Raw genomic sequence first — 14,439 nt, 5'->3', positions numbered from 1 at the left:
TTACCGCCATCCTCTCAGTACTGCTCCCAAGGTAGCGATTCCCTCAACAATCTTCTGAGTTGGTTGAAAGCTAAAAGCTAACCTGATGGCATCATCTCCCTGTCCATTAGCGTAGCAGCGAGTTCCTGGCAGAAAACTGATGCCCTGTTCATTGGCAGCAGTTAGGAGTGCTTTGGCGCTGATGTCTGGCGGCAATTTACACCAAACGAAAAAGCCACCACCTGGTCGCAAAGCAACTACATCGGTGGGAAACTCTTGAGCGATCGCTTCTAACAACAAATTACACTTATGCTTGTACCAGGCGATTAGCTCCTGAATATGATAATCTAGTTTGCCTGTAGCACAGTAGCGACCAACCACATGGCTGACAAACGGCCCCACAGGCCCTTCACTTTTGAACATTGCCAACCGCTCAATAATTGCTGGATCGCCACAAGCCCAGCCTAATCTGATACCAGGCGCAATGATTTTCGAGAAGGTATTCACGTATAACACCCACCCCTCCTTGTCAAGGCTTGCCAAGGATGGCACAGCTTCGCCTTGGAAGCGCAAATCGCTGTAGGCATCGTCTTCTACCACCAATACGCCATACTCGGCCGCTAACGCTACCAGTTTTTCGCGGCGAGATAACGGCATAGTAGTACCTGTGGGATTATGAAAAGTGGGTATAGTGTAAATAAATCGGGGTCGAATGCCTCGTTTGTTCAAGTCGCTCAAAGTTTCTTCTAGGGCATCCACATCCATTCCCAATTCGTCTACAGGAATGGTAATTAGGCGTGCCCCAGCCTGGACAAATCTATTAACTACTCCCAAGAAGGTTGGCCCTTCCACAATTACGACATCACCAGGTTCAACAAACACATCTGGTAGCAAACCCAAAATCTGACTAGAACCGTAGCCAACGATCAGGCGATCGCGATCGGCAGGGATTCCTTGAGCTTGCAAGCGGAGGATTATTTGTTCATAAAGTTGGGCTGAAGGTGGCCCGTAATTAAGAGCGATCGGAGCCTCTTCTGCTAGTACAGCCGCACTTGCAGCAGCTAAGTCCGCGTGGGGAAAGAGAATTGGGTCAGCGAGACCATAGGCAAAACTGACGGTAATGATTTTGGTTAACTCAGTGCCGTAAGTTGGTGGTGTCAGATTTCTAGCTCTTTCGGCGAACAAATCAGCAATTTGGTAAGCAGAAGTTGTAGGAGCCATAAGCAATTCAAAATTGGGAGTCAGAATATAGAACGCACAAAAAGGCAATTAGCGAAAAGTCATACGTATGTATTCTTTCTTATAACATCATGACAAGTATCGTAAATATTGATTACTAGAACAAAATTACTATAGTGAAATTAATTAACTTCAAGTGGCAGCAGCTAATTCTAAGCTTAGGCTGCCTACTACTGATTATTGCCTGTCAGAGTTTATATCCCACTACTAGCCCAGACGCTAAACCTCTGAAGGTGGCCACAGACCCCACCTTTGTCCCTTTTGAGATCCAAACAGCTAGCGGGAACTTGGAAGGCTTTGATATTGATTTGATGAATGCGATCGCTAAAATAGCAGGTTTTGCAGTCCAGTTTGAAAGTCTGCCCTTTGATGGCACGATCTCGACTTTGCAAGCCAAAAGAGTTGATGCAGCAATTAGTGGAATCACAATTACCGCCGCACGCCTAAAAACAATTGCTTTTTCACGACCTTATTTTAAAGCCGGACTTGCGATCGCTGTCCGCGAAGACAATCAAAATATTAAAGACTTCAATAGTCTCAAAGGGAAAAAAATTGCTGTACAGATTGGTTCCACTGGGGCAGATTTTGCCAAAACCATCCCCAACGCCAAAATTAGTACTTTTAATTCTGGGCCAGAATTTTTCCAAGACTTACTCAATGGCAATGTTGATGCTGTGGTTAGCGATGCTTTCGCGACTTTGTATGCGATTAAAAATGGCAAACTTAAAGGCATCAGAGTTGTTGCGGATTTGCTGACCCAAGAATACTACGGGATTGCTATGCCCAAGGATTCTCCCCATTTGGATGAAATTAACAAAGGTATAGCGACTTTGTTATTCAATGGCACTTACAAACAAATTTATCAAAAATGGTTTGAAGTTGAACCTCCACAATTGCCAGACTCTTGACAATAAGGGATTGGGCATTGGGTATGGTGAAGAGGACAAGGAGACAAGGGGAAAGACTTGTTGCAAGTTCTAACTTTTCTCACCTTGTCCCCTTGTCTCCCCTGCTTCCTCATCCCCCATTTATAAGGAATTGCCTGCCAATATATGAAATATTTATCTAATATGCGTCACAATTAATACTGCCACCAAAATTCATTGATAAACTACAATCTACTGTAGTCAGGGACAGCCAATTGTGGCACCTTGGATCTTAGTGGCTAGAAGCACCTTGGAACGAACGGGAATAAAGGAACTTCCACTATGCTGATTTGCCCTCAGTGTAAATTTGAAAACCCCAATAGCAACAAATTCTGTCAAAACTGTGGCATGTCCCTGACTCACAAGGTCTGTCCTGAATGCAGTACCGATGATGTACCTGTGAATGCACTACGTTGTCATAACTGTGACACAGAATGTGGAACAGTGTTTTGGGCAATTATTGCTAAAGAAACGACTGGGGAAGCTTTGAAAGTAGAAGATGTGGGCGGTGAGGGAGATGAGCAAGCAATACCCTCCCCATCTCCTCTATCGCCTAGTTCTGAAATTACATTAGGCTCCTATTTAGACTCCCAAGAGCGCTATCAATTGTTAGATACGCCACTTGTCCAAACGGAAAATGCCATTATTACTGATGTATGTGGCAGAGTTCTAGACTGCCAGCCGTATCAAATATCACCCATTGAGGCAATACTAGCAAGTCAAGAATCAGATTTGCTGACGCCATCAGTAGAAGCGAGTGAGATTCCTCGCCTTGCAAAACTTTATCTTGCCTTACAATCCCAAGGTGAGCGGGGGATACCACCGATTCACGACGCATGGCAGCAAGATGATATACAGGTATTAATAATCGAAAACCGCTCGGATTGGCAGTATCTACTCGACCTGTGGCAAGAAGAAACAACCAGTTCGTTAAAAATTTTACACTGGTGTTATGAAATGACCCAACTTTGGGCAGTATTAGAACCAGTAAATTGTCGTCAAAGCCTTTTAGATTTGTCGAATTTGCGATTGGATGAAGACCAAACGTTGGCACTACAAAGGTTGTATGTGGAATCATCGAATTCTCAGCCCGCCACGGAGTCGCCAGAAGATGCCCAAGCCCAAACATCTGCCATTCCAGAGGAGCCGTTAACTATCCAAGCTTTGGGAAGGGTTTGGCAAGCACTATTTAGACAGTCGCAACGGACTCAATTTGGCTCTGTAGTCCAGATGTTGGGGGATTTAGAGGTAGGTAAGATTCAGACGATCGCCCAATTGCGATCGCGTTTGGAGGAAATCTCTGTTGAACTGGAAGCACTAGGAACCGCAACTTTGCCCCCAATAAAGGAGAACAATACTGCTGTGTCCACTATCCCGCAATCAGATGAGTTAGAAGACATCATTAGCAAAGCTGATGATATGGCAACTGTTGTGCTGGCGATGCAGTTAAGTAGCTTAGAAGATGCAGGACGCACAGATGTGGGGCGTCAACGTCATCATAACGAAGACTACTTTGGCATTGAAACCAAAATTCATAAACTGGAGTTCCCCAAAAGTCGAGTCTTAGAAGGGCATGGTTTGTATATTCTTTGTGATGGTATGGGTGGACACGCTGGCGGCGAGATAGCCAGCGAGTTAGCAGTCAACACCCTAAGGCAATACTTTCAAGAACACTGGATTGCCAACCAGCTGCCAACAGAAGATAGCATTCGTGAGGCAGTGTATTTAGCTAATGAGGCGATTTACAAGCTCAATCAACAAGATGCCCGTTCTGGAGTTGGGCGTATGGGTACAACTTTAGTAATGCTTTTAATTCAAGATACTCAAGCAGCAGTCGCTCATGTAGGAGATAGCCGTCTCTACCGCCTGACGCGTAAGCAGGGACTAGAACAAGTCACAGTAGATCATGAAGTTGGGCAACGGGAAATTAACCGAGGAGTGGAAGCAAGCATAGCTTACGCCCGTCCAGATGCCTATCAACTTACCCAAGCCTTGGGACCTCGTGATGAAAACTCGATTAATCCCGATGTCAGCTTTTTCGACATCAATGAAGATACTCTGCTGCTGTTGGCATCGGACGGTCTATCAGATAATGATTTACTAGAAACCCATTGGCGGACTCACTTAGAACCCTTACTTAGTTCTGGCGTTAACTTAGAACGGGGAGTTACAGATTTAATTGATTTAGCAAATCAACACAACGGTCACGACAATATTACTGGTATACTTGTTCGGGCAAAAGTACGCCCAAATCTGGAAAGTTAATCATAAATGGGCATAGGTAATGGGGCATGGGGCATGGGTAATAAGAAGAAATAACAATCACCAATTCCCAATAGACCTATAGGCAAATTAACCTCGACGCCTTATAAATTAAGGGTTAAAGCCTAATTTTTCGATAAGTTTAATACCCAATGCCCAGTGCCCAATGCCCAATGCCCAATCCCTAATCCATTTACCTTGTAGGTTGTATTGTGGTTAGTCTGACCCTGTTAGAACCGCAACAGAAAACTCCCCTTCAGCAGTGGTGCTTTGAGAACTCCTCCAAAATTCGGATTGGTCGAGCGGCAGATAATCACGTTGTTTTAAATGATAGTTTAGTTTCGCGGCATCATTTAGAACTTAGACAAGTCGGTGACGCTAGCAATGGTTACACTTGGCAGCTGATTAGTCAGGGTACAAATGGGACTTTTCTCAACGGTATCCTTGTACTTCAGAGTCCCTTACCAGATAATTCCCTTTTGCAATTGGCACAGGGAGGCCCAATACTGCAATTCCAAATTCAGGAGGTAACAGAATTGGAAACTGGTTTGCGATCGCAACAAATGCAAGGGACAGAAGAAAACGCCGCCGAAACACTTTACTCAGCAAAAAATCCGGCAAATTTATCTTCCACTTGCACGCACGAAGGCAATTCCCCAAACAATCTGTTTTGCATCCACTGCGGTCAACCTCTCTCAGTCCAACAGAAAATTCGCCATTATCAGGTGTTGCGAACTCTCGGACAAGGAGGGATGGGTACTACCTATCTCGCTTGGGATGAGGCTAGTGTGATTGCGGGCGTGCCACAACTGCTGGTGTTGAAGCAAATGAATGCTGATATGCTGAAAATTGTCAAAGCTCAAGAGTTATTTGAGCGAGAGGCGCACACTCTCAAATCTCTTAATCATCCTGGAATTCCCAAGTATTATGACTTCTTTGTAGAAGGCGGAAAAAAATACTTAGCAATGGAATTAATCCACGGACAAGATTTGGAAAAACGTGTCTATACCACTGGGCCAGTGACACCAAACCAAGCGATCGCTTGGATGATCCAAACCTGCGATATTTTAGACTATCTTCATAGCCAAGAGCCTCCACTGATTCACCGTGATATTAAACCCGCCAATTTAATGGTGCGAAGTTCAGGAAATCGCATCGTGGTGCTAGATTTTGGCGCAGTTAAAGAAATTGGCACAGCGCCCGGTACTCGAATTGGTGCAGAAGGTTACTGCGCTCCTGAACAAGAACGAGGACAACCTTTAACTCAATCTGATTTGTATGCAATTGGGCCAACGCTGATTTTTCTGCTCACAGGCGAAAACCCGTTCAAGTATTACCGCCAACGAGGGCGAAACTTCAGGTTTGATGTGGCAAAAGTTCCCACCATTAGTTCCCAATTAAGAGATGTGATTGATCGCGTTACAGAACCATTGCCACGCGATCGCTATCAAAATGCAAAGGAATTAGCTGCGGCTTTAGCTGCCTGCAAAGTTTAGAGAGTGAGGAGTAGAGACGCGATTAATCGCGTCTAGGGAGTGGTGAATATTAAAAATTCCTATTCCCTACTCTTCATCCCAAGTTTCTACAGCTAGCAATTCACTAACTGGGTCTTGCATACTAAAGCCAAAGTCAAGCAGTTCTTGTTTCCAGTGCTGCCATTCATTACCATAGAGCAAAGCGATTTTCCAGATGCTATCGCTTGGCTTGATAATATTCGATTCTATGAGTGATTGCACGTTGCGCTGCAATTTCACCATTGGGTGAATCACTTGCTGAGTCATAACCTCGATTGAATTCTGATTTTGTGGGTAAATGCTTAATTAAAACTGCTTCCCATTCTGCAATTGTTGCCGGCCCGTAGAGTGGTGTAATTTGGTAAAGCTAGTCTTAACTTTTTAACTATACCATAACAAACTCTACTAAGTTACTGGCAAATTCGGTTTTGTACGGTAATTACCACCAGAAAATCTCAATTTTACCAAGCAGCCCTTAAACTTTTTGCAGAAGCCAGACGAAAGTTTTGGGAGAAGGGGTAAGGGATGTTTATGTTTACCCTTTTTCCTTTAACCTTTAGTTCCTTTTGTTTTTCCTCTTTACCTCTACCTTTTTTCTGCAAGAGTGCAACACTACCTTTCGTAAGATATCTATTGTGGACGCCGAGCAGAATAATTAGTCCTCAGGGAAGTTCCACTAAGTAGTGTGATTGAGAACGACTGGGAAAATTCTATTTGTTTGAATCACGAAAAATATGCTTGCTTGTTGAAGAACCTATAGGATATGGGCTAGTTTGAAAATTTTTGACTGACAGGGAAATTTGCAATTGAGTAGAAATATGTACTCTTTCTGTTGATTTAAATGTTGTTTACAATATCGCAAACATCTGGCTTTAGGCTAATTAATTGCAAATCTTTATATAATTTTAATGTTTTGCCCAGAGAATTAGGACTTGGAGGGTTTTGCTTTGAGGTAATTAGGAGAGATCGCATGGCAAAATTGTCGGTGCAGCATGGGCTTATCATAAGGTTCCCTCATCTTCAGAGTCAGCATTTGAAGTTTGTGTAAAAAATTTTTAGCGAAGATGTTAGTTTCTGTTGAGCAGATGGGTATCCTCAGAACGGGAGGCTTGCTGATACCTAAGTATTTACCGCAGCAAGTATGTGAGGCATGGCTAGTTCGGATGCAGAATACCTAATTATCCGCAAAAAGCAGATTCAGCGGCGACAAAAGATTGTCACGATAGTGTCGATGTTCTCGTTTTTTGGTTCTACGGCATTTGCAGTCATTCCAGCAATCCAACAGGCTACTCAACCTAAGCCAGCAACTGCGTCTGCTTCTCCTGAGTCAGGATTACAGCAACAGGCGCAGGGCTACGAGTTGGTTTTACAACGGGAACCAGAAAACCAACTTGCTTTAGAGAAACTGTCTTTGCTGCGGTTGCAATTGAAGGATACGAAAGGTGCAATGAAGCTTTTGGAGAAGCTGGTGAAGTTGCACCCTGATCGGCAAGATTACAAAGTTGTATTAGAGCAGATTAAAAAGCGAGAGGAAAATAGCGATCGCTAGACAAATAGCCCAAAAAAAACTTAATTGGTATTGTCTAATTAAACGATCTAGCCGAAATGATCCTCACTAAATTAAATTATTAACATTCATAGGAGCGAAGTTAGTAAAAATGACATTTATTTCATATTCCCAGAATTTTGAAGATGTTTTACTCAATAGAGTCTTTAAAGATAAAATAAAAGGGTTTTATATTGATGTAGGAGCCTTACATCCAACTGTTGATTCAGTAACTAAAGCTTTTTATGATATTGGATGGTCAGGAATAAATATAGAACCAATAAAAGAATGCCATAACTTATTTGAACAAGAGCGTTCGAGAGATATTAATCTAAATATTGCTGTAAGTAATTCACAAGGGAACCTACAGTTTTTTCAAGTAATAGGACAACCTGGAAACTCTACTTTAAATAAAGAAATAGCTGATAAAATTGCCCAAGAGAAAGGTTTAAAACTTTCTCGATATACTGTTTCTGTTAAAACTTTAGCGGAAGTCTGCAATGAATATGTCGATCAAAAAATTGACTTTCTTAAAATTGATGTTGAAGGATTAGAAGAACAAGTTATTTTAGGTGGTAATTGGGAGATATTTAGACCAACAATTTTAGTAATAGAAACTACTTTATCAGGTACGAACATTCGCTGTGAAAATAATATTCCTGTTTTTTTAATGGCAAAAGGTTATCAAAAAGTTTTCTTTGATGGAATTAATGATTATTATATATCTGAAGAGTCAGGCGATTTAGCAAAATATTTCTCTTTTCCTATTAATGTTTTAGATGATTATATGGATTACAGATTGCTCGAAAAACAAAGAGCAGAGCGGATAATACAACTAAGTAGTCAAGATAACATAGATACACAGTTAGGAAGATTAATTACGCCTACACCTGATACTAGAAAAATAACAAAAATATATAAATCTTCAAATAAAGAAGATTATTTATCAGTTGCAAATAATGCAGGCCAAATAAAAATAGCCTTAGATATTGCTGTACTAGGTTTAGGAACTATACTTGAAACTGCCAAAACAGGAGTTTTTAGAGTAATAGAGTATCTTTTAAAAGGACTAATAAAATCTCCTCGCTGTCATGTTTATTTATGTACGAGTATTCCTGATTTATTTGATGCTTGTCAAATTTATATAAATCAAAATTTTGAATATCAAAACCTCCCTTTATTTCAATTGCCAGAACTAAAGTATCAAAATATAGATATTTATCACTTTAGTTCTTTTAGTTTACTTAATAATATTTACTTTGCTAGAATAAGAATTGTCACAGTTTGTGATTTAATACCTATTCTTTTTCCAGAGTATTTTAGTGATAATTCACAGCCTCACGTTATAAATGCTATAGATCAAATAGCTAACAATGATTTTGTGTGCTGTATTTCCGAATCAACAAAACAAGATATTTGCAAATACCAACTAAATCTTGATGAAAAGCAAGTATTTGTTACATATTTAGCTGCTGATCAAGAAAAATTTTATCCTTGCGATGATCAGGAATTAATTATCAAAACGAAAGAAAAATATAAAATACCAGATCAACCTTATCTCTTAACTTTATCAACCCTAGAGCCAAGAAAAAATATAGCTCATGTTATCCGTTCTTTTTTGAGATTAATAAAAAACCAGCATATTGATGATCTTAACCTAGTATTAATAGGTACAAAAGGATGGCAATATGAAGAAATTTTTGCAGAAGTAGATAGAGCTAAAGAATTAGAAAACCGAATTATTATTACTGGTTATCTTCCCGATGAAGATTTAGCTCCTCTGTATTCAGGGGCATTAGCATTCATGTATGTATCTTTATATGAAGGTTTTGGCTTACCACCATTAGAAGCTATGCAATGTGGAACTCCAGTCATAACCTCTAACACTTCTTCCTTGCCTGAAGTGGTTGAAGATGCCGGAATTATGCTTGATCCTCATGATGAAATAGGGCTTTGTGATGCCATATTTAAGCTATATTCTGAACCCGAATATCGAGAGATTTTAGCAAGAAAATCTGTTCAACAGGCTCAAAAATTTAGTTGGGATAAATACGTTCAAGAAACTATCAAAGTTTACGAGTTAGCGAAAGAAAAAGCAAAAACTTTACCTCCTCGTAATATTTTAATTGATGGTGTCTTTTTTCAACTCTATAAAACAGGAATTGCTAGAGTTTGGCGAAGTCTGCTAGAACAATGGTCAAAAAGTGATTTTGCTAATCATATCCTAGTCTTAGATAGAGCCGATACTGCACCCAAAATTAATGGTATCCGTTATCGCATAATTCCCGCCTACAACTATAACAATCCCGAAGCTGATAAACAGATGCTTCAACAAATATGTGATGATCAAGAAGCGGAATTATTTATATCTTCCTACTACACCACTCCCATTAATACCCCTTCGGTATTTATGGCTTATGATATGATTCCTGAAGTATTAGGAGGAAATTTAAATGAACCTATGTGGCGTGAAAAACACAATGGTATCAAACACGCGTCTGCTTTTATTGCCATTTCTGAAAATACAGCTAAAGATTTAAGTAAATGTTTCTCTGAGATACCCTTAGAATCAATTACGGTGGCTCATTGTGGAGTAGATTATCTCTTCTCTTCAGCTTCTGTAGATGAAATTAAAGGTTTTAAATATAAATATGGTATTGATAAACCATACTTCCTGTTAGTTGGTGCTGGAACTGGTTACAAAAATGGTATTTTATTCTTCCAAGCTTTCTCCAAACTAGCCACTAGAAACGGATTTGATATTATTTTTACTGGTATTGGCGGAGTGTTAGCGCCAGAGTTAAGAACATATACATTAGGTAGTACTATACATCTTCTTCAACTTAGTGATGAAGAATTAGCCTTAGCTTATTCGGGTGCTGTGGCGTTAGTTTATCCTTCTAAATATGAAGGTTTTGGAATGCCTGTATTAGAAGCAATGGCTTGTGGCTGTCCTGTTATTACCTGTGCTAATTCTTCAATTACAGAAGTAGCAGGAGATGCAGCCATTTATGTTCAAGATGATGATGTAAATGCTCTGGTAAATGCGCTCTGTGAGGTGCAAAAGCCTAGTATTCGTCACTTTTTAACTGCTGCGGGTTTAGCACAGGCGAAAAAGTTCTCATGGAAAAAAATGGCGCAGACTGTAAGTTCTGCCTTAATTGATGCTACTCTCTTGTCTTTAAACCTTAAGGAGATTAATTTAATTATTTTCCCTGATTGGTCGCAACCAGAAGAGTTAATCGGTTTAGAATTGCAACGAGTGATCAAGGCGATCGCAACTCATTTTATTAGTGAAAAAAGTACTCTACTTATTGACACTACTAATATTGCTATCGAGGATGCAGAAATATTTTTATCTAGTGTGGCTATGAATCTTTTGGTAGAAGAAGATTTAGACGTTACTGAAGGGTTAGAAATTTCTTTAGTGGCAAATTTGGCTGATATTCAATGGCAAGCTTTACTATCTCGCATCCAGGCAAGAATTGTTTTGAAATACGAAAATCAAAATGCGCTGATTGGAGCAAAAGCAGAAACTCTAACATCTTACCAAATAGAAGGCTTTAGTCAAACACAAGCTGAACAGTTTTTTTTACTTAAGCAATAAATTATTCTATGAGGGAAAATGGCAATAAGCTATCGCCCAATATCAAAAACTCTTAGAAATCCAATCGGATGATGCAGATATTTATTGGAACTTAAGCCATTGCTATAGACAGTTAAACCTGCTAGATGAATATTTTAATACTCTCCAGCAAGGAATTAGTACTTTACTTAAGCCACGCCTAAAGCTGTTATTACAGAAGAGGACTTTAGTCCTCACTACGAGCTTATTTTCCCTCAATAAACCTTTGCCACATCTGCTCGTAAGCCTTCTCCATTTCACGGGTAAATTGCTTGCCATTCCATAGTGGTGCTGTTTGGCGCGATGCTTTCAGCTTTAAAGCAACTTGCTGGCGTAAAGCCTCATCTTTCCCCAGGCGCACACCCCATTCTACATACTCTTCATCAGTCCAGGCAATGCCTTCTGTGATACCCGCATTTATCATCATAGTGTAGCTATTACGCGCTGCAAACTGTTCACCAACTCGTGTCACTAAGGGGATACCCATCCACAATGTTTCTAGGGTTGTTGTCGCTCCGTTGTAGGGAAATGTATCTAATACAATATCAGCAATACCTAAATTAGCACGATGAACTGCCTCTGAATGAACCATTGGTAAAAATCGTAACCGAGAACAATCTACACCTTCTTCTTCGGCAATTTGGTAAAAGAAGCGTTTAATTGTTTCCTCCTCACCAAGTCCTTTAATCAAAAAGTAGCTGTTAGGTACTTGTGTGATAATTTGCATTTGCCACTTTGTCGTTTCTGGATGGCGTTTATATCCTCTTTGGGCGCTGAGATATACAACGGCATCCATAGGAATATCCAAGTCATCGCGGCGGAGAGTTGGTACACCCACTTCAAAACCATCTACTGCTATGTAAGTTTGAGGTAATCGCCAGATTTTCTCTGTATAGTAATTTTGTGCATCATCTGGCAGTACATAAGGATCTGCGATAAAGTAATCAATTGCAGGTATGCCTGATGCATCCCACCCCAGCCAAGTAACTTGAATTGGGGCTGGCTTGAGTGCCATCACTTCACTGGTAATATCTAGAGTGATGCTATCAAGGTCAATTAAAATATCAATTTCATCTTGATATATCTGGTCAGCAATTTCTAGACCATTCATGCCTAATTTGTGAGGTTCACCTCCGTGACTTAGATACCACTCTTGGAGATAGTCGTTTATTAATTTGTAGTTAACAAAATAAGTATGAATATCAAATTTATCTCGATTATGATGTTGAAATAACCACCGAACCAGCCAACCAACAGAATGATTCCTTAAAGCGTAAGATATATAACCAATTTTTAATTTTTTCGGATGGTGTGTTAAAGATTGATGATTAATAATTTGATGAGCATAGTTTTTTGCTTTTGATTGGCCAAGAGCTTGAATATAATTATTAAAAATCTCAGCGACCTGATTATGAATAGCTCGGAAATCAGCAGGAGCATCTTTAATGTGAGGTATCGCAAAAGATGGCGAAAGCAAGCGTAGTATTGTTGCTTCTTCTAAAGGAATTCGTTGAGCTTTAATAAACTGTTGAAACACAGTTTCCAATTCTTGACAAGTTGTACATATCTCTTGCCAATATCCTCCTGCTGACATTAGACCCCTTAACAGCAAATGGAGTGCAAAAATTTTATCGGCCAAGCCTTCTGATAAAGAATAACACAACCTAGCTGTCTCTATTCCTTGAGAATAATTACGAGCGTCTTGATAAAAACTCGCTAAGTGCCGCAAAATTTCTACATTATCTGGCTCCAATCGTAAATGCAATTCTAGCAGAGATGCTGCTAGTAAAGGCTGCCGCAAAGTATGACCAATTTCCATAGCAGCAGGAAGCAGTATAGAGAAGCATTGATGAGGATCAGAGAAATAAGGCAGACTAGCTTCTATTAAATCTAGATTAATTTGATGTAAAGTAACAGTATTTAAAAATTCTTTTAAAAATTGGATTAATAATTCGGTATTAATTTCTATATTTTCTTTTGCATTTAAGGTTTCAATTAATCCCCACTCGCTCAAATTATCAATTTCTTCAAACTTTTGTAATTTGATAGAAAGTATAAGAATTTGAAGCAAATTATCTATATAGCTAGGATTAATTTCCCGTATATGCTGGCGAATTAACCAAGCTAAAGAATATTCACCTAGTGTTTCACGCCTTTCAGCTTCTATTTGCAAAACTTGAAATAGTTCATTTGTCCAAATTGGTAACTGTTCTTCATCTGCCTGTGTCATTGGCAGCATCCAAGTCATTTGAGCTTCTGCTTCTTGCCCTTGTAATAGTAATAGTAACCCCAAATGCCAGTAATAAGAGATGGTATTTGGTTCTATTGCTATTGCTTGTTCGTATAACTCTGCTGCTTGCGAATATTTTTCTTGACTGAAGTATTGTTCAGCTTGATTTTGCCAATTACATATATCAGTAATCATTGTCTGAGAAAATTTTATGAGGAATATAATTGTGAAGGACTTACATAATGGAAATAAAGTGGATAGAAGCATCTACCCACTTGGGAAAATATCTAGTTTAGAGACAGTTTATATCCTGTTTGTCCTTGGTTGGTTACTTAGCCAAAGAGATAAACTTGCCGGCGCCGATGCCTGTGTTGGCTGTACAATCAAGTGATCCAGCAGTGAAGACAAATGCAGTGGCTGCCACTGCATTTGTACCACCGGCAAGAACTGTGTCTGCCGATTCACACAAAACAGCGATGGTAGTAGCTTCACTGGTAGCAGCTTGGCTTGTCACCTCTACACCCCCAACATAGCTTTTGAGAGGTGCGTTAGTATTTTTTACTTGTGCTTGGTTGGTTGCTACACTATTACCCGTAGTATAGGCAATTTGGTATTGGTAATTTATGGTTGATGTTGCAATACCAAGTCCTAAAGCACCAATTGAACTTGTAAATGCAGTATTTTCTAAGTAATAAGCTTGTTGAGCGCGGTTCATTGAACCTATATAAGTTTTAGCTTCTGACTGTTTGGCTTTATTAGCTTGGTTCAAGAAAGAAGGCAGCGCGATCGCAGACAAAATACCGATGATGATAATTACTACTAGTAATTCAATAAGTGTAAAACCCTCATCTCCTTTCTTTTTGTCGAGGATGTGTTGGAGAAATTTGGCTTTTAATTCGGTTTTCATAAGTGTTTTCCCAGGGGTAGGGGTTGCTTGGGTGTTCTAGATGTAACTTACCCAGCTGCGATCGCTTTCCTATCACCTTCAGAAAAAAAGTTTGGTGAAATCCGGTTACACAATCCAGAATCTTTGCATCCAAAAGTCCCTAGTGTAGGCCAAGGGCTAGATTCTCAATTTCGTTTGTGAGAGTTTTTTATTCAAACTCAGGTGGCCATAG

Annotated in this window: 10 protein-coding genes; 6 read left to right on the top strand and 4 right to left on the bottom strand. The window is 39.8% G+C overall.

All coding sequences use genetic code 11. The features are described from left to right. On the bottom strand, nt 1-1,200 hold the full coding sequence (locus NLP_RS04590) for an aminotransferase-like domain-containing protein (RefSeq protein ID WP_104905351.1): 1,200 nt from the start codon (nt 1,198-1,200) through the stop codon (nt 1-3). Nucleotides 1,201-1,334: 134 nt separating this feature from the next. On the opposite strand from NLP_RS04590, the gene NLP_RS04585 reads away from it, so the two are divergent. The 3 genes from NLP_RS04585 (at nt 1,335) to NLP_RS04575 (ending at nt 5,902) form a co-directional block, all read left to right on the top strand. Further along, a complete protein-coding gene (locus NLP_RS04585; protein ID WP_104905350.1) occupies nt 1,335-2,126 on the top strand; it encodes a basic amino acid ABC transporter substrate-binding protein in 792 nt (263 codons plus the stop codon). A gap of 300 nt (nt 2,127-2,426) precedes the next feature. Continuing rightward, nucleotides 2,427-4,409 (top strand): serine/threonine phosphatase, encoded by a 1,983-nt coding sequence (locus tag NLP_RS04580; RefSeq protein WP_104905349.1) that lies wholly within the window; start codon nt 2,427-2,429, stop codon nt 4,407-4,409. A gap of 209 nt (nt 4,410-4,618) precedes the next feature. After that, nucleotides 4,619-5,902 (top strand): protein kinase domain-containing protein, encoded by a 1,284-nt coding sequence (locus tag NLP_RS04575; protein WP_104905348.1) that lies wholly within the window; start codon nt 4,619-4,621, stop codon nt 5,900-5,902. A 66-nt stretch (nt 5,903-5,968) separates the two neighbouring features. Here NLP_RS04575 and NLP_RS04570 read toward each other — a convergent pair whose 3' ends face one another. After that, nucleotides 5,969-6,187 carry a DUF4327 family protein gene (locus NLP_RS04570; RefSeq protein ID WP_012407469.1) on the bottom strand — a complete coding sequence of 73 codons (219 nt, stop codon included), beginning with the start codon at nt 6,185-6,187 and terminating at the stop codon, nt 5,969-5,971. An 883-nt stretch (nt 6,188-7,070) separates the two neighbouring features. Here NLP_RS04570 and NLP_RS04565 point away from each other — a divergent pair. After that, entirely contained in the window at nt 7,071-7,469 is a 399-nt protein-coding gene (locus tag NLP_RS04565; protein WP_104905347.1) for a hypothetical protein, read from the top strand. A 109-nt stretch (nt 7,470-7,578) separates the two neighbouring features. Further along, the gene (locus NLP_RS04560) at nt 7,579-11,073 is read left to right on the top strand and encodes an FkbM family methyltransferase (RefSeq protein WP_234017209.1); all 3,495 of its coding nucleotides are present in this window, start codon (nt 7,579-7,581) and stop codon (nt 11,071-11,073) included. A gap of 223 nt (nt 11,074-11,296) precedes the next feature. Here the strand turns inward: NLP_RS04560 and NLP_RS04555 are convergent, their stop codons facing one another. Further along, nucleotides 11,297-13,516, bottom strand: coding sequence for an O-linked N-acetylglucosamine transferase, SPINDLY family protein (locus tag NLP_RS04555; protein ID WP_104905346.1), 2,220 nt, complete (start codon nt 13,514-13,516; stop codon nt 11,297-11,299). A 133-nt stretch (nt 13,517-13,649) separates the two neighbouring features. Beyond that, entirely contained in the window at nt 13,650-14,228 is a 579-nt protein-coding gene (locus tag NLP_RS04550) for a type IV pilin-like G/H family protein (RefSeq protein WP_104905345.1), read from the bottom strand. 27 nt (nt 14,229-14,255) lie between these two features. Here NLP_RS04550 and NLP_RS32800 point away from each other — a divergent pair, with 27 nt between their 5' ends. Then, complete coding sequence (locus NLP_RS32800) at nt 14,256-14,408, top strand: hypothetical protein (protein ID WP_158680286.1); 153 nt, start codon at nt 14,256-14,258, stop codon at nt 14,406-14,408. The last annotated feature ends 31 nt before the right edge of the window (nt 14,409-14,439 follow it).

Source organism: Nostoc sp. 'Lobaria pulmonaria (5183) cyanobiont' (assembly GCF_002949795.1).
Classification (GTDB): Bacteria; Cyanobacteriota; Cyanobacteriia; order Cyanobacteriales; family Nostocaceae; genus Nostoc.
Note: the sequence above shows the minus strand (reverse complement) of the source record. Positions and strands in the feature narration are given on the sequence as shown.

Coding starts and splice junctions, on each gene's coding strand:
- NLP_RS04580 (WP_104905349.1), top strand. CDS start 2,427: ATGCTGATTTGCCCTCAGTGTAAATTTGAAAACCCCAATAGCAACAAA.
- NLP_RS04570 (WP_012407469.1), bottom strand. CDS start 6,187: ATGACTCAGCAAGTGATTCACCCAATGGTGAAATTGCAGCGCAACGTG.
- NLP_RS04590 (WP_104905351.1), bottom strand. CDS start 1,200: ATGGCTCCTACAACTTCTGCTTACCAAATTGCTGATTTGTTCGCCGAA.
- NLP_RS04555 (WP_104905346.1), bottom strand. CDS start 13,516: ATGATTACTGATATATGTAATTGGCAAAATCAAGCTGAACAATACTTC.
- NLP_RS04565 (WP_104905347.1), top strand. CDS start 7,071: ATGGCTAGTTCGGATGCAGAATACCTAATTATCCGCAAAAAGCAGATT.
- NLP_RS04550 (WP_104905345.1), bottom strand. CDS start 14,228: ATGAAAACCGAATTAAAAGCCAAATTTCTCCAACACATCCTCGACAAA.
- NLP_RS04560 (WP_234017209.1), top strand. CDS start 7,579: ATGACATTTATTTCATATTCCCAGAATTTTGAAGATGTTTTACTCAAT.